Genomic DNA, 24,413 nt, shown 5'->3' on the forward strand with positions numbered 1-24,413 from the left:
CGCGCCGCGGCCGACGATGGACACATGACGAACACAGTGACCACCAAGAAGCTCCGCCGCAGCTCCACCGACAAGATGATCGCCGGCGTGGCCGGTGGCTGGGCCGCGCTGCTCGGCGTCGACGCGGCGGTCATCCGCATCGTCCTCGTCGCCGCGACCCTGCTCGGGTTCGGCGCGCCGATCCTGCTCTACGCCATCTGCTGGATGCTCATGCCGCAGGAATAGACGGCAAAAAGCCCGGATGCGCGGTGCGCACCCGGGCTTTCGCCGGACTAGTGGATCAGAAGTCCATGCCGCCCATGCCACCGGTCGGGTCGCCCGCCGGAGCGGCGCCAGCCTTCTCCGGCTTGTCGGCCACGACGGCCTCGGTGGTCAGGAACAGACCCGCGATCGAAGCCGCGTTCTGCAGCGCCGAACGGGTGACCTTGGCGGGGTCGATGACGCCGGCCTTGACCAGGTCCTCGTAGTCGCCGGTCGCCGCGTTCAGGCCGTGGCCCTCCGGCAGACCCTTGACCTTCTCCGCCACGACGCCGCCCTCGAGACCGCTGTTGACCGCGATCTGCTTGAGCGGAGCCTCGACGGCGACCTTGACGATGTTCGCACCGGTCGCCTCGTCGCCCGAGAGGCGCAGGCCCTCGAAGGCAGCCTTGGACGCCTGGAGCAGGGCCACGCCACCACCGGCGACGATGCCCTCCTCGACGGCGGCCTTCGCGTTGCGAACGGCGTCCTCGATGCGGTGCTTGCGCTCCTTGAGCTCGACCTCGGTGGCGGCACCGGCCTTGATGACGGCCACGCCGCCGGCCAGCTTGGCCAGCCGCTCCTGCAGCTTCTCGCGGTCGTAGTCGGAGTCCGACTTCTCGATCTCGGCGCGGATCTGGTTCACGCGGCCCTGGATCTGGTCCGCGTCGCCGGCACCCTCGACGATGGTCGTCTCGTCCTTGGTGATGACGGCCTTGCGGGCCTTGCCCAGCAGGTTCAGGTCCGCGTTCTCCAGCTTGAGGCCCACGTCCTCGGAGATGACCTGGCCACCGGTCAGGATCGCGATGTCCTGCAGGATGGCCTTGCGGCGGTCACCGAAGCCCGGAGCCTTGACGGCGACGGACTTGAAGGTGCCGCGGATCTTGTTGACGACCAGGGTCGCCAGGGCCTCGCCCTCGACGTCCTCGGCGATGATCAGCAGCGGCTTGCCCGACTGCATGACCTTCTCCAGGACCGGCAGCAGGTCCTTGACGTTCGAGATCTTCGAGCCGAACAGGAGGATGTACGGGTCCTCCAGAACGGCTTCCTGACGCTCGGCGTCGGTGACGAAGTAACCCGAGATGTAGCCCTTGTCGAAGCGCATACCCTCGGTGAGCTCGAGCTCGAGCCCGAAGGTGTTCGACTCCTCGACGGTGACGACGCCTTCCTTGCCGACCTTGTCCAGCGCCTCGGCGATCAGCTCACCGATGGTGCGGTCCGCGGCCGAGATCGAGGCGGTGGCAGCGATCTGCTCCTTGGTCTCGACCTCCTTCGCGGCCTTGTGCAGCTGCTCGACGACGGCCTCGACCGCCTGCTCGATGCCACGCTTGAGGGCGATCGGGTCGGCACCGGCGGCCACGTTGCGCAGACCTTCGCGCACGAGCGCCTGGGCCAGCACGGTGGCGGTGGTGGTGCCGTCACCGGCTACGTCGTCGGTCTTCTTGGCGACTTCCTTGACGAGCTCGGCCCCGATCTTCTCCCACGGGTCCTCGAGCTCGATCTCCTTCGCGATGGAGACACCGTCGTTGGTGATCGTCGGCGCGCCCCACTTCTTTTCGAGCACGACGTTGCGGCCACGGGGGCCAAGCGTCACCTTGACGGCGTCGGCGAGGGTGTTCAGACCCCGCTCAAGCCCGCGGCGGGCGTCCTCGTCGAACGCGATCAGTTTGGCCATTGGGGTGTTGTCCTCCGGTAGTGGTCGCTGCCATGACCTGCTTTCGGACTGGCAGCAGGACACTTAGCTCGGCCAGGCTCGGTGCCCGCGACGGACGACCTGCTCGGTGTTCCGAGCCGGCCTCACCGTCCCGACCATGGTTGGCACTCGACGCTGCCGAGTGCCAACGTCTGTTTAGCACTCTCCGGGGGCGAGTGCAAGAACCGCACGTCAGGGGCTCGGTTTGATGGAGATCGTCGCGGGCGGCGGGTTGTTGGCGGTGGACTGGCCGGTCGCGCCGCCGGTGGGGCCGACGGGGATGTTGGGCGCGGTGGTCGGGGCGGGCGCGGAGCCGCCGTCGCGATTCACCAGAACGAGCGTCACGACGACCGCCGCCACCACGACGAGCCCGGCCAGGCTCGCCCACAGCCACTTCAGGCCGCGGCCCTTCTTCGCGGGTTGCTGGGCGTAGCCGTAGGGCTGTTGCTGGGGTGGCCAGCCGGGGGGCTGGTGCCAGGGCTGGCCCTGCGGGGGCGTGTGCGGGGGGAACTGGGGCATGCCGGGGTGGCTCTGCACGCCGGGGTGGCCGTACGGGGACGGGCCGGGGGCGGCTTGCTGGTGGGGTGGGCCGTAGGGGCCCGGCTGGGCGCCGTGTCCGGGCGCACCGGGGTGGGCGGGGTGACTGCCCTGGCCCGGCTGGTCCTGGTGACCGGGGTGGCTGCCCTGGCCCGGGTGGCCGCCGGAGCTCGGCTGGCCGAAGTTGCCGGGCTGGCCGGGCTGCCCTGGCTGACCGCCGTGGGCTGGCGGGCCGAAGTTGCCGGGCTGGCCCGGCTGATCGCCGGAGCCCGGCTGGCCGGGGTAGCCGCCATGGGCGGCGTCGGGCTGACCGCCCGGACCGGGGACGCCCGGCGGGCCGAAGTTGCCGGGCTGGCCGGTGCCCTGCGGGCCGCGGTAGCCGCCTTGGGCGGCGTCGGGCTGACCGCCCGGACCGGGCTCGCCGGGCTGGCTGGCGCCCTGCGGGCCGGAGTAGCCGGCGCCGGGCTGCGCGCCCGGCGTGATACCGCCCGCGCCGGGGTGGCCGCCCGGCTGTCCCGCTGAGTACGGCTGCATCCCGGCCTCCCGGGTCGTCGGCTGGGGTGGTCCCGGCGGGGTGGTCGAGCCGGCGGCCGGGCCGAGGGACTTGCGCGCCGCGGTGATCAACTCGACGCAATTGTCGTAGCGGTCGGCGGGGTTCTTCGCCATGCCTTTGCGCACGACCTCGTCCACGGCGGAGGGCAGCCCGACCACCCCCGACACCGCGGGCGGCTCCACGGCCAGGTGTCCCTTGATGACCGTCGGCACGTCGCCGCTGAACGGGGGCTGCCCGGTGAGGCACGCGTACAGCACACAGGCCAGCGCGTACTGGTCGGTGCGCCCGTCCAGCGGCTCCCCGCGCAGGTGTTCCGGCGCGGCGTACGTCGGCGACCCGAGGAAGTCGCCGCCCCGGGTGCGGTGCCCGGTCGCGCCGCGGCGGGTCAGCCCGAAGTCGGCGACGTAGACGTGCTCGCGCGCCGACTCCCGGCTGGTGACCAGCACGTTGGCCGGTTTGACGTCGAGGTGGACCAGGCCGCGCTCGTGCAGGCAGTCCAACGCGTCGGCGACCTGGTCGAGCAGCCTCAGCGTGCGGTCCGGGGAGATCGGCCCGTCCGCGATGAGACTGGCCAGATCGGCCCCGTCGACCAGGCGCATGGCGATGTAGAGCATCCCGTCGAGCTCACCGAAGTCGTACAACGGCACGACGTTCGCGTGATCCACGGCGGAGGTGTTGCGCGCCTCGTCCACGAACCGTTCGCGGAACTCGGCGTCGGCACCCAGGTGCTCGCCGATCACCTTCAAGGCCACCTTGCGACCAAGCCGCACGTCGGTGGCCTTGTACATGACGCTCATACCACCCTTGCCGAGCACTCCGTCTATGCGGTAGTTGCCCAGCCGGCGACCGGTGAGGTCCCCCGACACATCGCCTGTCACACCGCGCAGCCTAGCCGCCGCGGCTACGACACCTTGCGGACGTCCGCTGCCTGCGTCCGGCCGTCCCGGCCCGACTCGATCTGGAACTCGACCTGATCGCCTTCGTCCAGGGTGCGGAATCCATCCGACTGGATGGCCGAGTAATGCACGAACACATCAGGCCCCTCGGGGGACGCGATGAAGCCGTAGCCTTTTTCGGAATTGAACCACTTGACCGTGCCAACAGCCACGGTTTCCTCCTTGCGAAAACCACCGGGAGCCGTGCCCGCCCGGCTCCCGAAGTGGAAGTCACGGTACCGGAGAAACGCGAAGGATCAATAAGATTCAGCGAGATTTCCGCGCTTGCACCAAAAGCGTTCCCGGTCCGGCGAAGTCGAGCATCAGCCCTTCGCCCGTCCGGATGGACTGCTGCCCCGAAGGGTCCAGCGCGCGCAGGCGGACCTGGACGCTGTCCGGATACGCCAGCAGGTGCCCCGGCCGCACCGAGATCAGCTCGCCCGCCGCGAGGTGGAACTGGTCCACCGGGCCGGCGCAGGCGAGCACGAGCGGGCCGGTTCCGCTGTAGTGCTCCAGGAACCCGTGCTCCGCGCCGAACATCGCCTGCAGCCCCGGCCACGAGTCGGCCCGCACCGACGCCGGGCGGGCGAGCACGGCGTGCCGCGCGACGCACCAGCCGGTGCGGCCGTCGAACTCCAGCGGGTAGACGTCACCGGCGCCGGGCGGCGCGAGGTCGAGCCAGCCGCCCTCCTTGGGCGCGGTGAACACCGATGGCGACCGGCGGCCGTTCGACGCTTCGGTGAGGCCGAAGCTGCTCGCGAACATCGACTCGCCCGGGGCCTGCACGGCCTCCCCGGGACCCAGGATCACTCGGGCGACGCCGAACGCGGGCGTGTGCCGGGTGCGGACCTGCATGCCTCCCCCTTGCGGATCAACGAGCGGGGGAAGTGTTGCACGGCCACCCCCGCGAGGCAGGATGGTCCGCGTGATTTCCGTCGACACCTACCGCGCGGCCGTCGTCGAGCTGCTCGGCACCGCGCCGCCGAAGGCGCTCCCGCTGGCCGAGTGCGCCGGGCTGGTGCTGGCTGAGGACGTGCCCGCGGGCGTTTCGCTGCCGCCGTTCGACAACTCGGCGATGGACGGCTACGCGGTGCGCGCGGTCGACGTCGCCTCGGCCACCGCCACCACGCCGGTCGAGCTGCCGGTCGCCGAGGACATCCCGGCCGGGCGCACCGACGTGCCGCCGCTGCTGCCGGGCACCGCGCACCGGATCATGACCGGCGCGCCGATGCCGCCGGGCGCGGACGCCGTGGTGAAGGTCGAGGACACCGACGGCGGCACGGAGAAGGTGTCGATCCGCGAACCGGCCCCGGTGGGCACGCACCTGCGGCGCACCGGTGAGGACGTGGCGGCGGGCACGATCGCGCTGCACGCCGGCACCGTGCTCGGGCCGGCGCAGCTCGGGCTGGCCGCCGCGGTCGGCCTGGACCGGCTGACCGTGCACGCGCCACTGCGGGTGCTCGTGGTGTCCACCGGTTCGGAGCTGGTGACCCCGCCCCAGGAGCTGCGGCACGGGCAGATCTACGAGTCGAACAGCATCATGCTGGCCGCCGGGATCCGCGCGCTGGGCTGCGCGGTCGAGGTGGTGCGCAGCGTGGTGGACGACGTCGCCGAGTTCCGCGCGGTCATCGAGCCGCGGCTGGCGGAGACCGACCTGGTGGTCACCTCCGGCGGGGTCAGCGCGGGCGCCTACGAGGTGGTGAAGGACTCGCTGACCGGCGCCGGCGTCGAGTTCGTCAAGGTCGCGATGCAGCCGGGCGGGCCGCAGGGCAACGGCCGCTGGCACGGGGTGCCGGTGGTGACCCTGCCCGGCAACCCGGTCAGCGTGCTCGTGTCGTTCGAAGTGTTCCTGCGCCCGGCGATCCTGACCGCGCTCGGCCACCGCCAGGTCGACCGGTCGCGGGTGCGGGCGCGGCTGACCGAGGCCCTGCGCTCGCCCGCCGGGCGGCGCCAGTTCCGCCGCGGGTTCTACTCGCACCACGACGGCGAGGTGACCGGCGAGGTCGGTCCGCGCGGCGGCCCCGGATCGCACCTGCTGGCCGCGTTCGCGCAGGCCAACTGCCTGATCGAATTGCCGGAGGACGTGGTGGACGCGCCGGAGGGCAGCGAGGTGGACGTCCTGCTCCTGCCAACGCGTGACTTCTTGTAACAGTTGGCCTACGACTCGTTACTCATTCGCTTGCCGAAGCTAAGATTCAGCCCTTACGGCACCAGCCCGTCGTGCCGGGCCGCTGGGCCGTCGGGGGGTTCAGCGGCTCGGCGCGACGCATCGAGGGCTCGCGCGCAGCGCACCAGGGCCACCGCGGTTTCGGTCGACACCAGCCGGGGTATCGGGACACTGTTCACGTCGTCGCGCCAGGCCTGGAACAGCTCGGAAAGGCGCTCTTCGCGGATGCGCTCCGGGGCCGACATGACGGTTCCTCTCTGCTGTTACTACGGTCTGCATCGGGCGTCGCCACGAAGTGTTAGCAGCGCCTGACCCGTGTGGGGGGCCGTTTGGCGGGACGCGGAACGGTCCACGCAGACCTGGCGGTAGCGTGGATACCCGGATCGGCGAACCGCCACGCCTGGCCAGGCGTCACGGACCGGTCACACGTTGGACACGAATCACCGGGACACCGCTTCGATGAGCAGCACTGCGCCGGACAAGGCGAGCAATCCGATCACCCATGCCCTGAACCTCGCGCGCGAGACACTGCCGCCGATGCACCCCGCCGGGCGGCCGTTCGTCGCCGGCGGGGTCGCGGCCACGCTGCTGCTGCGCCGGGCCTGGAAGCCGCTGGGCGCCGTCGGCGCGCTGGCGACCCTGGCCACCGCGGCGTTCTTCCGCGAGCCGAAGCGCGTGCCGCCGGAGCGGGACGACCTCGTCCTCGCCGCGGCCGACGGCATCGTCTCGCTGATCGAGGAGGCCACCCCGCCCGCGGAGCTGGGCCTGCCCGCCGAACCGCGGATGCGGGTCAGCGTGTTCCTGTCGGTCTTCGACGTGCACGTGCAGCGCGTGTCGGCCACCGGGGTGGTCGAGCGCGTGGCCTACCGGCCGGGCAAGTTCCTGTCCGCCGACCTGGACAAGGCCAGCGACGACAACGAGCGCAACTCGGTGCTGCTGCGCACCGAGGCCGGGCACGAGCTGGTGGTCGTGCAGATCGCCGGCCTGGTCGCGCGCCGGATCCTGTGCCAGGTCGCCGACGGGGAGAAGGTCCGGGCCGGTGACACCTACGGGCTGATCCGGTTCGGCTCGCGGGTGGACATCTACCTGCCGCCGGGCAGCGAGGTGCTGGTGCGCAAGGGCCAGCGGACGATCGGCGGCGAGACGCCCCTGGCCGCGCTGCCGGAGCGAGGAGCCTGATCATGGTCCGGGTGATGACACCGTCGGTGCGGCTGCTGCCGAACGCGATCACGGTCCTCGCGCTGTGCGCGGGCCTGTCCGCCGCGCAGTTCGCGCTCAACCGGCAGTTCGTGCTGGCGATCGGCGCGATCGGCGTCGCGGCCGTCCTGGACAGCCTGGACGGCCGGATCGCCCGCCTGCTCGACGCGACGTCGAAGATGGGCGCGGAGCTGGACTCGCTGTCCGACGCGATCTCCTTCGGTGTCTCCCCGGCCCTCGTGCTCTACATCTGGTTCGGCGACACGTCCGGCATCGGCTGGATCGTGTCGCTGACCTTCGCCGTGTGCATCGTGCTGCGGCTGGCCCGGTTCAACACGCTGCTGGACGTGGAGAAACCGCCGTACGCGAAGGAGTTCTTCGTCGGCGTGCCCGCGCCCGCGGGTGGCCTGTGCGCGTTGATGCCGGTGATCCTGACGCTGGAGTTCGGCGACGGCTGGTGGTCGTCGGCGCCGGTCGTCTACGTGTGGACGGTGGCGATCGCGCTGCTGCTGATCAGCCGGCTGCCGACGCTGTCGCTGAAGTCGGTCAAGGTCCCGGCGAAGGCGGCCGCGCCGCTGCTGGTCGGCGTCGGCCTCGCGGCGGCGGCGATCATCCAGTACCCGCTGATCGCGCTGGCCGTCGCGCTGCTGCTGTACCTGGCGCACATCCCGTATGCGATCCGGCGCTACCAGTGGCTGGCCAGCCACCCCGAGGCGTGGGGCGTGCCGCTGCGCGAGCGGCGGGCGATCCGGCGCAGCACGAGCCGCCTGCGCCTGCGGCGGCCACGGATCCGGGTGGCAGGCAACCAGCGGCTGTCCGTGCGCCGGACGCAGGACCACGTGGTGCGCGGGGTGCGCACCTACCCGGCGGAGAGCCAGGACCGCGCGCGCCGCCGCAGCTGGCGTCGCATCGGCCTGCGCCAGCGCAACCGCTAACGCAGGCCCTTGATGAACAGGTCGAGCTGGTAGCGGAAGTCCTGCAGGCAGTCGATCCCGGCGAGCGCGGGCATCGCCCGGTGCAGGTTCGGGTGCCGCTGCGGGGTGACGGTCCGGCGGAACCACTCGACGGCGGGCTCCTCCCGTTCCGCGGCCAGCCCACCGGCGCCGACGAGCACCGCGCCGAACACCATCCCGATCAGCGACCGGTACCCGCGGGCCGCGTGGTGCTCGTCGAGCCCGGCGTCCAGCAGCGCGCCGAGGATGGCGTCCATCAGCCGGACGGCACCCTCGGACAGCGGGTTGGCCTGCTCGGCGGTCATCGCGCGGACGACGGCCGGATGCCGGTTGAGCGTCTCGAACGCGCCCAGCCCGAGCGCACGCAGCCGCTCGTCCCACGGCAGCTCCGGGTCCGGTAGCTCGACCTGCTCGAACACCCGCGCCGCGACGCCGTCCAGCAGGTCCTGCTTGTTCGCGACGTGGTTGTAGAGCGACATCGCCTCCACGCCCAGCTCGGCGGCGAGCTTGCGCATGGACAGGCCGCTCAGGCCGTTCTCCCCGACCAGCCGCAACGCGGCGTCGAGCACCTTCTCCCGCGTCAGCGCCATGACGTACAGCGTAAGTACTTACAGTGTAAGTCTCTGGGAGGATTCAGATGGACGCGGACACGTTGCTGACCACCACCCGCTCGGTGCGGCGCAAGCTGGACCTCGATCGGCCGGTCGAGCCGGAGGTGATCACCGAGTGCCTGCGGATCGCGATGCAGGCGCCGATCGCCGGCAACCAGCTGAGCGCGATCCGCTGGCTCGTGGTCCGCGACCCGGAGCTGAAGGCCCGCATCGCCGAGCCGATCCGCGAGGTCGGCCAGGCCGCCCAGCGCGAGTACGGGCACCTGGTCGCGCCGCGCTCGCTGGAGTCGGCGAAGTTCCTGCTGGACAACATCCACCGCGTCCCGGCGCTGGTGCTGGCCTGCCTGGCCGGGCGCCCGACCGGCGGCAACGGCGAGCTGACCGGGTTCTACGGCTCGATCTACCCGGCGATCTGGAGCTTCCAGCTCGCGCTGCGCGCCCGCGGCCTGGGCAGCACGATCACCGGCTACCACCTGTTCGGCCACGAGGAGGAGGTCGCGCGGGTGGTCGGCATCCCGGAGGACTTCACGCAGGTCGCGTTGCTGCCGGTCGCCTACACCACGCAACGGGACTTCCGGCCGGCCGCGCGGCCACCGGTCGAGGACATCACCTTCCTCGACCGGTGGGGCTCGCGCGTCAGCTGATCTCGAGCACGGCCTTGCCGCGCAGGCGGCGGCCGAGCAACGCCGCGGTCGCCTCGGCGTGCCGGGACCAGTCGCCACGCCAGGTGATCCCGGCGTCGAGACGGCCCGCGGCGACCTCGGCGGCCAGCCAGGTCAGGTCCTCGCGCACGTCCGCCCGCGGGTCGGCCAACAGGAAGAACGTGCTGATCGACCGGTCGTGGCGGCCCTCGGTGGCCACGAACGCGCCGACCGGGAACACCACGTCCTGCCCCGCGGAGTGCCCGACGCTCACCAGCGTCCCGCCGGGCCCCAGTGCGTTGAACGCGGCCACCATCTGCTCGCCCTCCACGTTGTCGAGCACGCCGTGGACGGGCCGGCTCGCCTCGGCCGGGTGCTTGATCACCTCGCGCGCGCCGAGCGCTTCGAGCACGCTCACCTGCGCGGGATCCGCGCTGACCGCCACGACCTCGGCGCCGGCCCGCGCGGCGAGCTGGACGGCGAAGCGGCCGACCCCACCGGACGCGCCGGTGATCATGATCCGGCGCCCCAGGGTCTGCCCGAACCGCCGCAGGACGTGCAGCGCGGTCAGCCCGGCGACGGGAACGGTGCTGATCGCGCCGCCGTCCGCCGCCTCCGGCACGGTGCCCATCGTCGCGGTCGGCACGGCTCGCAACTCCGCCCAGGCGCCGGCCAGCCCCAGGGTGATCACGCGGGTTCCGGGGGCCGGGCCGGAGCCGTCGGCGGCCGCCCGCACCACCACGCCCGTCGCGTCCCAGCCCGGCACGCTCCCCTCGGGCACCTGGGCGGTGTCCACCATGAACGCCTCGCCGTAGTTGAGCGAGACGGCCTCGACCCGGACCAGGGCCTCGTCCGGCGCCGGCACCGGATCGGGCACCTCGGCGAGTTCCAGGTGTGACGACGACGAGTGGTCGACGACCAGCGCACGCATGTTCTCTCCTTCGCAGCGATCTCGCCGCCATAGTGCCACCGAGTGGCACTTGCCATCAAGGAGCATCAACTAGACTGGTGGTGATGACGACGACCGAGCAGTCGCTCTCCCTGCGTGAACGCAAGAAGCTGCGCACCCGCCAGGCGCTGGCCGAGACCGCGGTGGCCATGTTCACCGAGCGCGGCTTCGACGCGACCACGCTCGACGAGCTGGTCGACGCGGTCGAGGTCTCCAAGCGGACCTTCTTCCGCAACTTCACGTCCAAAGAGGACGTCGCGCTCACCGCGATCAAGCAGCTGTGGGAGACCTGCCTCGGCGTGCTCGCCGAGCGGCCGCCGTCCGGACCGCTGCTCGGCGTCCTGAAGGACGCGTTGCTCACCGCCATCGACCGGATGGACGACTACTGGTACCGGCAGTTCCTGCCGACGGTCCGGCTGACCGAGGGCTGCGCCGCGCTGCACGCCCACACGCTGCGGTACTGCGCCGAGGTCAAGACCGAGATCATCCGCGTCCTCGGCGTCCCGCCCGGACTGGAACAGCGCCTGCTGGTCGAGGTCGTGATCGGGGCGTGGAACTGCGCGCTGGCCGAGTGGAGCCCGTCCGGCGAGCGCGACCTGCTGCCGGTCCTCGTCGATCGGGCGTTCGCCGCCATCCCGGCCGCGCTCGCCCTAGAGTGAGGGCGTGAGCGCGCCCCAGATCACGCTGACCATCCGGCACACGCCGTCCGCCCTCGACACCCGGCGCGGCATCGTCCGCCTGCACCCGGAAGTCCTCGACGCGCTCGGCCTGCGCGCCTGGGACGCCGTGCACCTCACCGGCGCCCGGGTGAGCGCCGCGCTCGCCGCGCCCGGCGACGCGAGCGGCACCCCCGGCGTGGTCTACGCCGACGACGTGACGCTGTCCAACCTCGGCGTCACCGAGGGCTCGGAGGTCGTCGTCGCGCCGGCGGACGTCTCGCAGGCCCGCTCGGTGACCGTCGCCGGGTCGCGGCTGGCCAGCGCGTCGGTGTCGCCGAACACGCTGCGGCTCGCGCTGACCGGGAAGGTCCTCACGGTCGGCGACGCGGTGTCGCTCCTCCCGCAGGACCTCGCGCCCGCGCCCGGCTCGGACGTGACGACCGTGCGCGGCCAGCTGTCCCGGGCGATCGGCGCCGGCTGGACCACCGAGCTGCTCACCGTCACCGCGACCGAACCCGGCGGGCCGGTCGTGATCAGCCCGTCCACGGTGGTCAGCTGGCGGGACGGCGCACGCGCCACCGCGCCCGCGGCCCCGGCCGCCCCGCAGGCGGCACCCGAGGTGATCGCCGAGCCGGAGGAGCCCGCCCCGCCGCTGGCCGACCTGTGCGGGGCGCACGACCAGGCCCGCACGCTCGCCGAGTGGGTCGATCTGACCTTCCGCCGCCCCGAGCTGCTCGCCCGCCTGGGCACGTCGGCCCGGCTCGGCGTGCTGCTCTCCGGCGCGGAGGGCGTCGGCAAGACGACGCTCGTGCGGTCGGTCGCCGCGGCCGAGAAACTCCGCCTGGTCACGCTGACCGCGCCGTCGATCGCCGTGCTGGAGCCGAACGCGATCGCCACCCGGCTGCGCGAGGCGATCGACCAGGCCGCCGCGGGCGGTCCGGCGGTGCTGCTGATCACCGACATCGACACGCTGCTCCCGGCGACGCAGCCGCCGCCCGTCGCCACGGTGGTGCTGGACGAGCTGCGCGGCGCGCTGACCCGGCCGGACCTCGCGGTCGTCGCCACCACGGCCCGTCCCGAGGCGTGCGATCCGCGGCTGCGGGCGGCCGACCTGCTCGACCGCGAGCTCGCGATCCCGCAGCCGGACGCCCGGGTCCGCACCGAACTGCTGCGCGTGCTGCTGCGGGACGTGCCGCTGGAATCCACTGTGGACTTCGGCGAGATCGCCGACCGCACACCGGGTTTCGTGGCCGCGGACCTGCTGGCGCTGCGCCGGGACGCCGCGGTGCGGGCCGCGCTGCGGCAGCGGGAGGCCGCGGAGCCGCACATCTCGCAGCAGGACCTGCTGGACGCGCTGCAGTCCGTCCGTCCGATCTCGATGTCCACTTCGGACAGCCTGGCGACCGGCGGGCTGACGCTGGACGAAGTCGGCGACATGACCGAGGTCAAGCAGTCGCTGACGGAGGCCGTCCTGTGGCCGCTGCGGTACCCGGATTCGTTCTCGCGGCTGGGCATCGCGCCGCCGCGCGGGGTGCTGCTGTACGGGCCGCCGGGTGGTGGCAAGACGTTCCTGGTGCGGGCGCTGGCCGGCACCGGCGCGCTGAACGTGTTCGTGGTCAAGGGCGCCGAGCTGCTGGACAAGTGGGTCGGTGAGTCCGAGCGAGCGGTGCGGGAGCTGTTCCGCAAGGCCGCCGACGCTGCGCCGTCGCTGGTGTTCCTGGACGAGATCGACGCGCTGGCGCCGCGCCGCGGGCAGTCCGGGGATTCGGGGGTGTCGGACCGGGTGGTGGCCGCGCTGCTGACCGAGCTGGACGGGGTCGAGCCGATGCGCGACGTGGTGGTGCTCGGCGCGACCAACCGGCCCGAGCTGGTCGACCCGGCCCTGCTGCGGCCCGGGCGGCTGGAGCGCCTGGTGTACGTGCCGCCGCCGGACGCCGAAGCGCGAGCCGACATCCTGCGCGCCACGGCCCGGCACACGCCGCTGGCGTCCGATGTGGACCTGGACGCGATCGCGGCCACTTTGGACGGCTACTCGGCGGCGGACTGCGCGGCACTGATCCGCGAGGCGGCGCTCACGGCGATGCGCGAGTCGCTGGAGGCCGCCGAGGTGACGGCGGCGCACCTGGAGACCGCGCGGAAGACGGTGCGGCCGTCGCTGGACCCGGCGCAGCTCGCGGCACTGGAGGCCTACGCGAAGAACCGCGCCTGAGGCGCCGGCCGCCCTTCCGCGCCCGGCGTCAGGAACCCTTGACCTGCGAACCCTTGTAGTCGTTGGTCACGATCACGATGACACCCGGGCTCGCGTCCTGGATGCCCTTGAACCGCGGCTCGACCTTCATCCCGAACGCGGCGGCCAGCGACCGCGCCGCCGTCTCTTCGTCCGTGCCGGGCGTGTAGTACGCCGTGGTCGTCGGGATGATGCCGTGCGGGTAGTTGCCCACCTCGACCACGTTCCAGCCGTTGGCCTTCAGCTCGTCGGCGGCGCGGGCGGCGAGTCCGTGGATGGTGCTGTTGTTGTAGACGCGCACGGGCACCCACTTGGCCGCGGTCTGGTCGGCAGGCACGCCGCCGTCACCCGCGCCCGGGGTTCCCGCGGTGCCGCCCGGCTGGGTCGCCGTGCCACCGGGCGCGCCCGGGGCGACGGTGTCCGTCGGCTGCCCGGGCGGCGGCGTCTCCGACGTCGGCGAGGCCGGGACCGACGGCGGCGGCTCGGTGGGGCTCGCGCCGGTGGTCTCGGTCGGCGCGGTCGTCCCCCCGGTGGCCGTGGGGCTCGGCGCCGCGGTCTGGCCGTTGTCCCCGTCGCCGTTCAGCGCGGTGATGCCGCCGATCACGACCGCCACGAGGGCGACGCCGATCAGCACCACACCGGCCAGGCGCAGCGGGCGGGACAGGCCCTGCAGGAAGTTCATCGCGCCTCGATCCCCAGTCGGCGGGCGACCCGTTTGCGCTGCCGCGCGGTGCGCATCTTGCGCAGCCGCTTGACCAGCATCGGGTCGGCGGCCATCGCTTCCTCTTTGTCGAGGAGCTGGTTGAGCAGCTGGTAGTAGCGGGTGGGCGAGAGGCCGAACTCCTCGCGGACGGCCTGCTCCTTCGCGCCCGCGTAGCGCCACCACTGGCGTTCGAACGCCAGCACCTTGAGCTCGCGGGGCGTGAGCCCGCCCTCGTCGCCGGTGGGCTCGGGCGACGGCCGGTCGCCCTCGGCCATCGACTCCGCGGCGTCCATCTGACTCCTCAACTCGCAAACCACACGGTTGTGATCCCGCGGGCGTCATTCAACCACGGGTCGAGGGTCCGGTTGTGGGATCACGGCCCGGCGCGTCACGGCTCGTCCGCTGGGTACGATCGCGGATTGTGACCATCCACCCGATCCGGATCGCCGGCGACCCGGTGCTGCACAACCCCACCCGCGAGGTGGAGAAGTTCGACGACGAGCTGCGCACCCTCACCGACGACATGTTCGAGACCATGTACGCCGCCGAAGGGGTGGGGCTGGCGGCCAACCAGATCGGCGTCGACCTGCGCGTCTTCGTCTACGACTGCCCCGACGACCAGGGCGTCCGGCACAAGGGCCTGGTGGTCAACCCGCGGCTGGAGACCTCCGAGATCCCGGAGACCATGCCCGACCCGGACGACGACTGGGAGGGTTGCCTGTCCGCGCCCGGGGAGTCGTATCCCACCGGGCGCGCGAGCTGGGCCAAGGTCACCGGCTTCGACCTGGACGGCAACCCGATCGAGGTCGAGGGCACCGGCTACTTCGCGCGCTGCCTGCAGCACGAGACCGACCACCTGAACGGCTACCTCTACCTGGACCGGCTGGTCGGCCGCCACGCGCGGGACGCCAAGCGCATGCTCAAGCGCAACAAGTGGGGCGTGCCCGGGCTGTCCTGGCTGCCCGGCTCGGAGTGAGCTTTCGCCCTCGGTGAACGGGGCGCTTTTCCACGTGCCCGCGAGCGCACACTGGAAAAGCGCAGCAGCCGCGCAGCGGCTTCCATCAGGGGTGGTGGCCGGGCTGACGGGTGGGCGTAACCGTGTAATCGCAGGGGTGGTGGTCGTGGTGGATGACACCGATGCCCTGGACGCCTACTCACGCGCGGTGAGCACGGTGGCCGCCGAGGTGACCCCGCACGTGGCGAGCGTGCGGCTGTCCCGGGGCAGCGGTTCAGCGGTCGTGTTCGCCGACGACGGCCACCTGGTGACCAACGCGCACGTGGTCGGCGACGGCTCGCACGGCACGGCGACGTACGCCGACGGCACCGAGGCGCGGTTCACGGTGGTCGGCGCGGATCCGCTGTCGGACCTGGCCGTGCTGCGCGCGTCGGAGGCGCCACCCGCGGCCCGGCTCGGGGACGCGGACAAGCTGGTCGTCGGGCAGCTGGTGGTGGCGATCGGCAGCCCGCTCGGGCTGGCCGGGTCGGTGACCGCCGGGGTGGTCAGCGCGCTGGGCCGGTCGCTGCCGGTGCGCACGCGCAGCGCCGGGCGGGTGATCGAGAACGTGATCCAGACCGACGCGGCCCTGAACCCGGGCAACTCGGGCGGTGCGCTGGCCGATTCGGCGGGCCGGGTGGTGGGGGTCAACACGGCGGTCGCCGGGTTCGGGCTGGGGCTGGCCGTGCCGGTCAACGAGACCACCCGGCGGATCATCGACACGCTGCTGGTGGAGGGCCGGGTGCGGCGGGCGTACCTCGGGCTGGTCGGGGTGCCGGCGCCGCTGCCGGACGAGGTCGCCGAGCACACCGGGCAGCGCGCCGGGCTGCGGATCGCCGAGGTGGTGCGCGGCGGACCGGCCGAGCGGGCGGGGCTGCGGCCGGGCGATCTGGTGCTGACGGTGGGGCGGTCGCGGATCACGGACGCGCAGGACATCCAGCGGCAGCTGTTCGCCGAGGTGATCGGCACGCGGCTGGCCATCACGGTGCTGCGGAACGGCGCGATGGTCGACGTGTTCGCGACACCGAGCGAGCTGGTGAGCTAAAAGGCCGCGGTCGCGAGCACGAGATCGAACGGCGCGGGCAGGCGGATCTCCTCGCCGAACGAGACCTGCTCCGAGCGGCGGTAGTGCCCGTCGACGGGATCCGAGAACAGGGTGACCGACGGTTTCGGCTCCGCGTAGCGGTCGATCAGGAGGTAGAGGGGCACCGGCGCTTGGGCGTAGGCCCACAGCTTCTCGACGCGATCCGTGCGGGCGTTGCCCTGGGAGACGATCTCCACCACCAGTTCCGCGGCCTCCGCCGGAACGGGCACGTTGTCCGGGCGCGACAGCTCCCGCTCGGGTACCACCACCAAGTCGGGCAGGTAGAGCCGGCTCGCGCCCCGGATGGCGATGCCGAGCGTCTGCAGGATGACCCGGTCCTCCGGCACCGCTCTCGCGAAGGCACGATGGACCGACGCAGCGATTCTGCTGTGCCCGTTGTCGACGGGCGGCGTCAAGCGCACCCCTGCCGAAGTGATCTCCGCCCGCCAGCCCTCGGGCACGTCGAGGTTCTGCCACTCGCGAAGCCGGGTATCCCAGTTGCTCACGTGCCGCAGCCTAGAAGTGCGTTTTCCGTGGTCAACCGCGGTCCGGCGCTCCAGTCCGCGGCCCTCAGGCGAGCTTCAGCAGCAGCTCCGCGAGCTCTCCGGGCGCCGTGATCATGCAGTCGTGGCCGGTGGGCAGCTCCCAGACCTCCGCGGGCGTTCCGTTGGGCTGCACGGCGGGCACCGGGCGCCGCTCGAAGCCCTCGGGCTTGATCGTGCAGTGGATGTGCGTGCGCGGGATCCGCCGCGCCGCCGGGTTGTCCAGCCGCACCGGTTGCTGCAGGCAGCGCACCGGCTGGTCGGACAGCATCGTGCGCAGCCACGCCACGTCGGCCGGGTCGGTCACGCCGAACAGACCCGCAGGTGGTGGCAGCTCGGGCATCGGCGGGACCCGCCAGCCGCTTTCGGACGCCAGCGCCGCGTCGATCAGCCCCTGGGTGACGGGGAGGACGTCCGCCGCGGATTCGCCGTGCTCGGGGACCATCGCGTCGAGGTAGACCAGCCGCGCGATCCGGTCCGGCACCTCGTTGGCCGCCGAGGAGATGACCAGCCCGGCGTAGCTGTGCCCCACGAGCACCACGTCGGTGAGGCCCTCCGCGCGGATCAGCCGGACGACGTCGCCGACGTGGGTGTCCAGCCCGACCTCCGGCCCGGCCAGGTGCACCGTCTCGCCGTAGCCGGTCAGCGTCGGCGCGAGCACCCGGTGCCCGGCCGCCTCCAGCAGCGGCACCACCCGTGCCCAGGCCTGTCCGGTGTGCCACGCGCCGTGCACCAGCAGATACGTCGTCATCAGCCCTCCAACCAAAACGGGACACTGTCCCACTTACGATACGGGACACTGTCCCGCTTAGCCATCACCGGGTGCGACAATGGGCTGGTGGACGACAGCGCACCCAAGCGAGCCGACGCGCGGCGCAACCAGAAGGCGCTGCTCGACGCGGCCGCCGCGGTCTTCGTCGCGTCCGGGGTGGAGGCGCCGATCCGCGACATCGCGGCCAAGGCCGGCGTCGGGACCGCCACCATCTACCGCCACTTCCCCACGCGCGCGGACCTGATCGTCGCCGTCTACCGGCACCAGGTCGAGACCCTCGCCGAAGCCGGCCCCGAGCTGCTCGCCTCCAGCACCACCCCGTACGACGCCCTCGCGACGTGGCTCGACCAGTTCGTCGACTTCGTGATCACCAAGCAGGGCCTCGCCGCGGTGCTGCAGTCCGACGATCCCTGCTACGACCCGCTGCACTCCTACTTCCTGGACCGGCTCGTCCCCGTCTGCACCCAGCTGCTCGACGCCGCCGCCGGGGAGATCCACGACGGCCTGGACGCCTACGAACTCATGCGCGGCATCGGCGGCCTCTGCGCGGGCGCGAGCCGGAAGCACCCCTACGACGCGCGCCGCCTGGTCGGCTTCCTCGTCGCCGGTCTGCGGGTGTGAAACCGCCGTCGCGGGGTTGAGGTCTGCGGTCCCGCATGGCATGGTCGGACGGACAACCGAACAACGCGGGAGCTCGCGCCTTGGCGGGCTGAGAGGGCGGCTGGTGTCCGTTGGGACCCGGCGCCGCCGACCGCCGAACCTGACCGGGTAATGCCGGCGTAGGGAGTGAATTTTCGCGTGACGACGCTGGAAAACGGCAAGACCGTCGCACCGACCGTGACCACCGGGCCGATCACCGGCTCGCGCAAGGTCTACCACCACACCGAGAACGGGCTGAAGGTCCCGGCCCGCCGCATCGAGCTGACGAACGGCGACCACTTCGACGTCTACGACACCTCCGGCCCGTACACCGACCCGGACGCCCCGATCGACGTCCACAATGGACTCTTTCCGCTCCGCTCCGGCTGGCTGGACGGCCGCGAGCACAACACCCAGCTGGGCTTCGCGAAGGCCGGCGTGATCACCCGGGAGATGGAGTTCGTCGCGGCCCGGGAGCGGGTGAGCCCCGAGTTCGTGCGCGACGAGGTCGCCGCGGGCCGCGCGGTGATCCCGGCGAACCGGCGGCACCCGGAGAGCGAACCCATGATCATCGGGAAGAACTTCCTGGTGAAGGTCAACGCGAACATGGGCAACTCGGCCGTGTGGTCCTCGGTCGAGGAGGAGGTCGACAAGATGGTGTGGGCGACCCGCTGGGGCGCCGACACGATCATGGACCTGTCCACCGGCAAGCGCATCCACGAGACCCGCGAGTGGATCCTGCGCAACTCCCCCGTCCCGGTCGGCACGGTGCCCATCTACCAGGCGCTGGAGAAGGTCGACGGCGATCCGGCGAAGCTGTCCTGGGAGGTCTACCGGGACACCGTGATCGAGCAGTGCGAGCAGGGCGTGGACTACATGACCGTGCACGCCGGGGTGCTGCTGCGCTACATCCCGCTGACCGCGAACCGGGTCACCGGCATCGTCTCGCGCGGCGGGTCGATCATGGCCGCGTGGTGCCTGGCGCACCACAAGGAGTCGTTCCTCTACACGCACTTCGCGGAGCTGTGCGAGATCCTGCGCGCCTACGACGTCACCTTCTCCCTCGGTGACGGCCTGCGCCCGGGCTCGATCGCGGACGCCAACGACCGCGCCCAGTTCGCGGAGCTGGAGACGCTCGGCGAGCTGACGCACATCGCGCGCGAGCACGACGTCCAGGTGATGATCGAGGGCCCCGGCCACGTGCCGATGCACAAGATCAAGGAGAACGTGGAGCTGGAGGAACGGCTCTGCGGCGAGGCCCCGTTCTACACGCTCGGTCCACTCACGACGGACATCGCGCCGGCCTACGACCACATCACGTCGGCCATCGGGGCGGCGCAGATCGGCTGGTACGGCACCGCGATGCTGTGCTACGTCACGCCGAAGGAGCACCTGGGCCTGCCCAACCGCGACGACGTGAAGGCCGGGGTGATCGCGTACAAGATCGCCGCGCACGCCGCGGATCTCGCCAAGGGCCACCAGTACGCCCAGGAGTGGGACGACGAGCTGTCCAAGGCCCGGTTCGAGTTCCGCTGGACCGACCAGTTCAACCTCTCGCTCGACCCGGACACCGCGCGCTCCTACCACGACGAGACCCTGCCCGCGGAGCCGGCCAAGACCGCGCACTTCTGCTCGATGTGCGGGCCGAAGTTCTGCTCGATGCGGATCACCCAGGACGTGCGCAAGTACGCCGAGGAGCACGGGCTGTCCACTGTGGATGCCATCGAGGCCGGGATGCAGGAGAAGTCGGCCGAGTTCCAGCAGGGCGGCAAGCAGGTCTACCTCCCGGTGGTCCAGCCGTAATGAGCGTCACCCCGAAGACCGCGCTGACCATCGCCGGGAGCGATTCCGGCGGTGGCGCGGGGATCCAGGCGGACCTGCGCACGTTCTTCGCCTGCGGGGTGCACGGGATGACCGCGGTCACCGCGGTCACGGTGCAGAACTCGCTGGGCGTGCAGGGATTCACCGAGATCCCGCCGGACGTGGTGTCGGCGCAGATCAAGGCGGTCGCCGGCGACATGGGCGTGGACGCGGCCAAGACCGGCATGCTCGCCACGGCGGAGATCATCGGCGAGGTCGCCAAGACGCTCGACGAGGTCCACATCGGACGCGCGACGAACGTGCCGTTCGTGGTCGACCCGGTCGCGGCCTCGATGCACGGGGATTCCCTGCTGCGCGAGGAGGCCCTGGCGGCCATCCGCACGGAGCTGTTCCCCCGCGCGACGCTGGTGACGCCGAACCTCGACGAGGTCCGGTTGCTCACCGGCGTGGAGGTCACCGACCGGGCGAGCCAGCGCGACGCGGCGCGGGCGCTGCTGGCGCTGGGGCCGGTGTGGGTGCTGGTCAAGGGCGGGCACCTCTACGACGACCCGGAGTGCGTCGACCTGCTCTCCGACGGCGTGCAGTTCATCGAGCTGTCCGCGCGCCGGATCGACACGAAACACACCCACGGCGGCGGCGACACGCTGGCGTCGTCGATCACCGCGTTCCTCGCCAAGGGCCTGGGCGTGCCGGACGCGGTGGACGAGGGCAAGCGGTTCATCGAGCGGTGCGTCGCCGAGGCGTACCCGCTGGGCGAGGGCGTCGGGCCGGTGTCCCCGTTCTGGCGGCTCGCTTGATCGACGGGTTTGCGACACTGGAGGCATGAGCCAGAACGCGAGTCCGCCTGCCGCCCTGACCATCGCCGGATCCGACTCCGGTGGTGCGGCGGGGTTGCAGGCGGACCTGCGCACGTTCCTGACCTGCGGGGTGCACGGGCTGGTCGCGGTGACGGCGGTGACCGTGCAGAACACGCTCGGCGTGCACGACCGGTCGGACATCCCGGCGCGGATCGTGGCCGGGCAGATCGAGGCCGTCGCCGCCGACATGGGCATGCAGGCGGCGAAGACCGGGATGCTCGCCTCGGCGGAGATCATCGAGGCGGTCGCGCGGGCGTGTGACCGGGCGGAGATCGGCCGGGACACGAAGGTGCCGTTCGTGGTCGACCCGGTGGCCGCGTCGATGCACGGGCACCCGCTGTTCGACGCGGCCGGGCTGGCCGCGCTGCGCGATCTGCTGCTGCCGCGGGCCGCGGTGATCACGCCCAACCTCGACGAGGTGCGCCTGCTGACCGGGCTCGAGGTGACCGACCGCGCCGGCATGCACGACGCGGCGGTGGCCCTGAAGGAGCTGGGCCCGAAGTACGTGCTGGTCAAGAGCGGTCACCTGACCACTGATCCGGAATGCGTGGACCTGCTCTACGACGGCCGCTCGTTCGTCGAGCTGCCCGGGCCGCGGTTCGCCACGCCGCACACGCACGGCGCCGGGGACGCGATGGCGTCGGCGCTGACCGCCGGCCTCGCGCGCGGCATGTCGGTGCCGGAGGCGGCGCGGTTCGGGAAGTGGTTCGTCAGCAACGCGGTGGCGAACTCCTACCCCATGGGCGCGAAGGTCGGCCCGGTGTCGGCGTTCTGGCGGCTGGCGCCGGAGAACCGCTGACCCGCGAGTCCCACGCTCCCGCACGCGAGTCCCACGCTCAGCCGCGCGAGTCCCACACTCACGCACGCGAGTCCCACGCTCACGCAGGCGAGTTCCACGCTCGTGGCCAGGGCGCCGGTCCGTCAGCTTTCGTCGCCGGCCAGCAGTGCCTCCAGCGCCGGCAGCGCCTGGCCGAGCGCGGCCTGGTGCTCCGGCGACAGCCGGTCGATCCGCTTCTGCAGCTCGTGCACCCGCGTGGACCGCAGGTCGAGCAGCATGCGCTCGCCCGACGGGGTGGCCGTCGCGAGCCAGGCGCGGCGGTCGATCGGGTCGGGCTCGCGGCTGGCCCAGCCCGCGTCGACCAGCGAGGCGACGATCCGCGACATCGTCGCGGCCGCCACGCCCTCCTTCGCCGCCAGGTCACCGAGCCGCATCGGTCCGAAGGCGACCAGCGTCGACAGCGCGGAAATGGAGCCGTGGCCGGGACCGGGTGTGCCGGCCTGCCGCAGCGACCGGGACAGCCGGCCGACGGCAAGGAACAACCGCCCAGCGACATCCTCGGTTGACTCAACCACTCTCGAGCTCCTTCGCCTCGCCGACCGCTCGGGTGCGGTAAACCATACGTGCTCGCCGCGGTAAACCGAGGTGAAGGCGGTCAATTCAGCGCGGCGGGCTGGACGCCTGCGCCCAGAACCGCTGCGGGATCCGCCCCGCCTGCCGCGCCAGCCGCCCCGCGACCACCGCCGAGCGCATCGCGCACGCCATCCGCTCCGGGTCCTGCGCGCGGGTGACGGCCGTGGCCAGCAGCACCGCGTCGCAGCCCAGCTCCATCGCCAGCGCCGCGTCGGAGGCCGTGCCGATCCCCGCGTCGAGGATGATCGGCACGCCGGCGCGGGACACGATCAGTTCGATGTTGTGCGGGTTGCGGATGCCGAGGCCGGTGCCGATCGGCGCGCCCAGCGGCATCACCGCCGCGCACCCGGCCTCCTCCAGGCGCAGCGCGAGCACCGGGTCGTCGTTGGTGTAGGCGAACACGGTGAACCCGTCGGCGACGAGCTGCTCGGCCGCGTCGAGGGTTTCCACCGGGTCGGGCAGCAGGGTCCGGTCGTCGGCGTGCACCTCGAGCTTGATCAGGTCGGTCTCCAGCGCCTCGCGCGCCAGCCGCGCGGTGAGCACCGCCTCGGCGGCGCTGCGGCAGCCCGCGGTGTTCGGCAGGAGCCGGATGCCCAGGCGCCGCACCAGGTCCAGGACACCGGAACCGCCCTCGGCGTCCGCGCGGCGCAGCGCGACCGTCGTCAGCTCGGTGCCGGACGCGACGAGCGCCCGTTCCAGCACGGACAGGTTCGCCGCGCCACCGGTTCCGATGATCAGCCGTGAGCCGAGCTTGTGCTCGCCGATCACGAGCTGGTCGCCGTCGAACATGACCTCACCCACCTTGCACCGCCGTCAGGATCTCCAGCCGCGCCCCCGGGGGCACGGCCGTGGCCGCCCACTCGCCGCGCCGCACGACCTCGCCGTTGAGCGCGACCGCCACCCCGCGCTCGGGCGCGTCGATCGCCTTGAGCACGTCGGTCACCGTCGCGTCGTCGGGGACCTCCCGCCAGTCCCCGTTGACCTGCACTTCCATCAGACCCCTCCTGTTCCGAGCCGGGCCGGGTCCGCCGCGAGCGCCTCCTCGGGCGGTTTCTCCCCGGCCAGGCGAGCCACGACGGCGTCGGCGGTCACCGGCGCCATGAGCAGACCGTTGCGGTGGTGACCGGTGGCGGCGAGGACACCGTCGCCGAGGTCACCGATGAACGGGAGCGTGTCGGTGCTGGCCGCGCGCAGCCCGGCCGCGGTCTCGACCAGCTCGTACTCGTCGATGCTGGGGAAGATCCGCTCGGCGCCCTCCAGCAGCTCGCGCACGCCGCGCGCGCTCACGGTGTCGTCGAAACCGGCCTCGTACTGGGTCGCGCCGAGGACGAGTTCGCCGTCCGCGCGCGGCACCAGGTACACCGGCCGCCCCTCGACGACCGCGCGCACCGTGCGCGTGGGAGGTGGCAGGCTCGTGCGCCGCGCACGCAGGCGGAGGATCTCGCCCTTGAGCGGACGGACACCTCGCGCGAGCAGCGGGTGGAGCCGCGCGCTGTGGGCGCCCGCGGCGATCACGACCACGTCGCAGTGGACCTCGCAATGGGCCGTGCGGACACGGCCGGGTTCGACGGCCTGCGCGGCGTCTCCGGTGAACTCCGCGCCGCGCCGGAGTGCGGCGGCTTCCAGGGCGCGGAGCAGCTTGCGGTTGTCGACAGCCAGGTCACCGGGCACGAGCAGGCCGCCGCGGACGGCGCCCAGGCCCGGTTCGAGCGAGCGCAGCCGTCGGCCGGTGACCTGCTCGACGTCGCGGCCGACCGACCGCAGGTAGCCGGCGACGATGTCCAGCTGGTCGGCGTCGGCGCGGTCCAGCGCCACGACGAGGGTGCCCGCGGTGGACAGCCCCGGGTCGCCACCGTCGTGCGCAAGCGCTTGCGCGAACGCCGGCCAGCGCTTCAGGGACTCCTCGCCGAGTGCGAGGGACTCTTCTTCGCCGGGCCAGGCCTCGGTGACCGGGGCCAGCATGCCGCCGGCGACCCAGGACGCGCCGCGGCCCGGCGTGGGGTCGACGACGGTGACGCGGTGCCCGGCCGCGGCGGCGCGCCAGGCCACGGACAGGCCGATGACCCCGCCGCCGACGACGGCCACGTGCTGGTTGCTCATGAGGAATCACGCTCCCTGCGCCGGCATGATCCGGATCAGGTTCCACGGTCGGAGCGCTGACAGCTCCCTCTCAGCCCGTGGCTCGGGCTCCCGTGCGGACACCCCCACCCTAACGTGCGAGATAGGGTTCG

General features: G+C 72.3%; 28 protein-coding genes and 1 riboswitch. Of the genes, 13 read left to right on the plus strand and 15 right to left on the minus strand.

Translation table 11 applies throughout. From position 1 onward, the window contains the following. Nucleotides 1-24: 24 nt before the first annotated feature. Complete coding sequence (locus L1857_RS34125) at nt 25-225, plus strand: PspC domain-containing protein (RefSeq protein WP_094005751.1); 201 nt, start codon at nt 25-27, stop codon at nt 223-225. Between the two features lie 55 nt (nt 226-280). Here the strand turns inward: L1857_RS34125 and groL are convergent, their stop codons facing one another. From groL to L1857_RS34145, 4 genes are all read right to left on the minus strand, one after another. Further along, nucleotides 281-1,912, minus strand: coding sequence for a chaperonin GroEL (gene groL, locus L1857_RS34130; RefSeq protein WP_094005750.1), 1,632 nt, complete (start codon nt 1,910-1,912; stop codon nt 281-283). Nucleotides 1,913-2,122: 210 nt separating this feature from the next. Next, nucleotides 2,123-3,898 carry a protein kinase domain-containing protein gene (locus L1857_RS34135; RefSeq protein ID WP_249467282.1) on the minus strand — a complete coding sequence of 592 codons (1,776 nt, stop codon included), beginning with the start codon at nt 3,896-3,898 and terminating at the stop codon, nt 2,123-2,125. Between the two features lie 23 nt (nt 3,899-3,921). Continuing rightward, entirely contained in the window at nt 3,922-4,128 is a 207-nt protein-coding gene (locus L1857_RS34140; RefSeq protein WP_094005748.1) for a cold-shock protein, read from the minus strand. A 94-nt stretch (nt 4,129-4,222) separates the two neighbouring features. After that, complete coding sequence (locus L1857_RS34145; RefSeq protein ID WP_094005747.1) at nt 4,223-4,810, minus strand: AIM24 family protein; 588 nt, start codon at nt 4,808-4,810, stop codon at nt 4,223-4,225. A 70-nt stretch (nt 4,811-4,880) separates the two neighbouring features. Between L1857_RS34145 and moeA the strand changes: the two genes are divergently transcribed. Further along, the gene (gene moeA, locus L1857_RS34150; protein WP_116110855.1) at nt 4,881-6,104 is read left to right on the plus strand and encodes a molybdopterin molybdotransferase MoeA; all 1,224 of its coding nucleotides are present in this window, start codon (nt 4,881-4,883) and stop codon (nt 6,102-6,104) included. A 53-nt stretch (nt 6,105-6,157) separates the two neighbouring features. Here the strand turns inward: moeA and L1857_RS34155 are convergent, their stop codons facing one another. After that, a complete protein-coding gene (locus L1857_RS34155) occupies nt 6,158-6,367 on the minus strand; it encodes a hypothetical protein (protein WP_094005745.1) in 210 nt (69 codons plus the stop codon). A gap of 214 nt (nt 6,368-6,581) precedes the next feature. Between L1857_RS34155 and L1857_RS34160 the strand changes: the two genes are divergently transcribed. Beyond that, complete coding sequence (locus L1857_RS34160; protein ID WP_116110856.1) at nt 6,582-7,301, plus strand: phosphatidylserine decarboxylase; 720 nt, start codon at nt 6,582-6,584, stop codon at nt 7,299-7,301. Between the two features lie 2 nt (nt 7,302-7,303). Then, on the plus strand, nt 7,304-8,254 hold the full coding sequence (locus tag L1857_RS34165; RefSeq protein ID WP_094005743.1) for a CDP-alcohol phosphatidyltransferase family protein: 951 nt from the start codon (nt 7,304-7,306) through the stop codon (nt 8,252-8,254). On the opposite strand, the gene L1857_RS34170 is transcribed toward L1857_RS34165, so the two are convergent. Beyond that, complete coding sequence (locus tag L1857_RS34170) at nt 8,251-8,862, minus strand: TetR/AcrR family transcriptional regulator (RefSeq protein WP_116110858.1); 612 nt, start codon at nt 8,860-8,862, stop codon at nt 8,251-8,253. The two genes, L1857_RS34165 and L1857_RS34170, sit on opposite strands and share 4 nt — an antisense overlap. Nucleotides 8,863-8,909: 47 nt before the next feature. Between L1857_RS34170 and L1857_RS34175 the strand changes: the two genes are divergently transcribed. Further along, nucleotides 8,910-9,527 carry a nitroreductase family protein gene (locus L1857_RS34175; RefSeq protein WP_116110859.1) on the plus strand — a complete coding sequence of 206 codons (618 nt, stop codon included), beginning with the start codon at nt 8,910-8,912 and terminating at the stop codon, nt 9,525-9,527. Here L1857_RS34175 and L1857_RS34180 read toward each other — a convergent pair. After that, nucleotides 9,520-10,455 (minus strand): zinc-binding dehydrogenase, encoded by a 936-nt coding sequence (locus L1857_RS34180; protein WP_116110860.1) that lies wholly within the window; start codon nt 10,453-10,455, stop codon nt 9,520-9,522. The genes L1857_RS34175 and L1857_RS34180 overlap by 8 nt on opposite strands. 83 nt (nt 10,456-10,538) lie before the next feature. On the opposite strand from L1857_RS34180, the gene L1857_RS34185 reads away from it, so the two are divergent. Both L1857_RS34185 and L1857_RS34190 read left to right on the plus strand, forming a co-directional pair. After that, on the plus strand, nt 10,539-11,132 hold the full coding sequence (locus tag L1857_RS34185) for a TetR/AcrR family transcriptional regulator (RefSeq protein WP_116110914.1): 594 nt from the start codon (nt 10,539-10,541) through the stop codon (nt 11,130-11,132). Nucleotides 11,133-11,136: 4 nt separating this feature from the next. Further along, nucleotides 11,137-13,341 carry an AAA family ATPase gene (locus L1857_RS34190; protein WP_249467285.1) on the plus strand — a complete coding sequence of 735 codons (2,205 nt, stop codon included), beginning with the start codon at nt 11,137-11,139 and terminating at the stop codon, nt 13,339-13,341. A 28-nt stretch (nt 13,342-13,369) separates the two neighbouring features. On the opposite strand, the gene L1857_RS34195 is transcribed toward L1857_RS34190, so the two are convergent. Both L1857_RS34195 and L1857_RS34200 read right to left on the minus strand, forming a co-directional pair. Next, nucleotides 13,370-14,041, minus strand: coding sequence for a LytR C-terminal domain-containing protein (locus tag L1857_RS34195; protein ID WP_094005738.1), 672 nt, complete (start codon nt 14,039-14,041; stop codon nt 13,370-13,372). Then, complete coding sequence (locus L1857_RS34200) at nt 14,038-14,355, minus strand: DUF3263 domain-containing protein (RefSeq protein WP_094005737.1); 318 nt, start codon at nt 14,353-14,355, stop codon at nt 14,038-14,040. Before L1857_RS34200 ends, L1857_RS34195 begins: the two co-directional genes overlap by 4 nt. Nucleotides 14,356-14,483: 128 nt before the next feature. On the opposite strand from L1857_RS34200, the gene L1857_RS34205 reads away from it, so the two are divergent. Further along, entirely contained in the window at nt 14,484-15,038 is a 555-nt protein-coding gene (locus L1857_RS34205) for a peptide deformylase (protein ID WP_094005736.1), read from the plus strand. Between the two features lie 148 nt (nt 15,039-15,186). Continuing rightward, nucleotides 15,187-16,101 carry a S1C family serine protease gene (locus tag L1857_RS34210; RefSeq protein ID WP_094005786.1) on the plus strand — a complete coding sequence of 305 codons (915 nt, stop codon included), beginning with the start codon at nt 15,187-15,189 and terminating at the stop codon, nt 16,099-16,101. Here the strand turns inward: L1857_RS34210 and L1857_RS34215 are convergent. Then, on the minus strand, nt 16,098-16,646 hold the full coding sequence (locus tag L1857_RS34215; RefSeq protein WP_116110862.1) for a Uma2 family endonuclease: 549 nt from the start codon (nt 16,644-16,646) through the stop codon (nt 16,098-16,100). The genes L1857_RS34210 and L1857_RS34215 overlap by 4 nt on opposite strands. A 64-nt stretch (nt 16,647-16,710) precedes the next feature. Continuing rightward, nucleotides 16,711-17,433, minus strand: coding sequence for an alpha/beta fold hydrolase (locus tag L1857_RS34220; protein WP_116110863.1), 723 nt, complete (start codon nt 17,431-17,433; stop codon nt 16,711-16,713). 87 nt (nt 17,434-17,520) lie between these two features. Between L1857_RS34220 and L1857_RS34225 the strand changes: the two genes are divergently transcribed. The 4 genes from L1857_RS34225 to thiD (L1857_RS34240) all read left to right on the plus strand — a co-directional run bounded on the left by L1857_RS34225 (nt 17,521) and on the right by thiD (L1857_RS34240) (nt 21,570). Further along, entirely contained in the window at nt 17,521-18,075 is a 555-nt protein-coding gene (locus L1857_RS34225) for a TetR/AcrR family transcriptional regulator (RefSeq protein ID WP_116110864.1), read from the plus strand. A 177-nt stretch (nt 18,076-18,252) separates the two neighbouring features. Beyond that, nucleotides 18,253-19,896 carry a phosphomethylpyrimidine synthase ThiC gene (gene thiC, locus L1857_RS34230; RefSeq protein ID WP_162831059.1) on the plus strand — a complete coding sequence of 548 codons (1,644 nt, stop codon included), beginning with the start codon at nt 18,253-18,255 and terminating at the stop codon, nt 19,894-19,896. After that, on the plus strand, nt 19,896-20,711 hold the full coding sequence (gene thiD / locus L1857_RS34235; protein ID WP_116110865.1) for a bifunctional hydroxymethylpyrimidine kinase/phosphomethylpyrimidine kinase: 816 nt from the start codon (nt 19,896-19,898) through the stop codon (nt 20,709-20,711). Before thiC ends, thiD (L1857_RS34235) begins: the two co-directional genes overlap by 1 nt. A gap of 25 nt (nt 20,712-20,736) precedes the next feature. Further along, on the plus strand, nt 20,737-21,570 hold the full coding sequence (thiD, locus tag L1857_RS34240) for a bifunctional hydroxymethylpyrimidine kinase/phosphomethylpyrimidine kinase (RefSeq protein ID WP_094005731.1): 834 nt from the start codon (nt 20,737-20,739) through the stop codon (nt 21,568-21,570). A gap of 122 nt (nt 21,571-21,692) precedes the next feature. Here the strand turns inward: thiD (L1857_RS34240) and L1857_RS34245 are convergent, their stop codons facing one another. From L1857_RS34245 to thiO, 4 genes are all read right to left on the minus strand, one after another. Then, complete coding sequence (locus L1857_RS34245) at nt 21,693-22,124, minus strand: MarR family winged helix-turn-helix transcriptional regulator (RefSeq protein ID WP_094005730.1); 432 nt, start codon at nt 22,122-22,124, stop codon at nt 21,693-21,695. An 85-nt stretch (nt 22,125-22,209) separates the two neighbouring features. Continuing rightward, nucleotides 22,210-22,971 (minus strand): thiazole synthase, encoded by a 762-nt coding sequence (gene thiG / locus L1857_RS34250; RefSeq protein ID WP_116110916.1) that lies wholly within the window; start codon nt 22,969-22,971, stop codon nt 22,210-22,212. A gap of 4 nt (nt 22,972-22,975) precedes the next feature. Further along, on the minus strand, nt 22,976-23,176 hold the full coding sequence (thiS, locus tag L1857_RS34255; protein WP_094005729.1) for a sulfur carrier protein ThiS: 201 nt from the start codon (nt 23,174-23,176) through the stop codon (nt 22,976-22,978). After that, complete coding sequence (thiO, locus tag L1857_RS34260; RefSeq protein WP_116110866.1) at nt 23,176-24,282, minus strand: glycine oxidase ThiO; 1,107 nt, start codon at nt 24,280-24,282, stop codon at nt 23,176-23,178. Before thiO ends, thiS begins: the two co-directional genes overlap by 1 nt. After that, nucleotides 24,278-24,386: riboswitch (TPP riboswitch) on the minus strand. Its footprint overlaps the gene before it by 5 nt. Between the last annotated feature and the right edge of the window lie 27 nt (nt 24,387-24,413).

This window comes from Amycolatopsis thermalba (assembly GCF_023376025.1).
Classification (GTDB): domain Bacteria; phylum Actinomycetota; class Actinomycetes; order Mycobacteriales; family Pseudonocardiaceae; genus Amycolatopsis_E; species Amycolatopsis_E thermalba.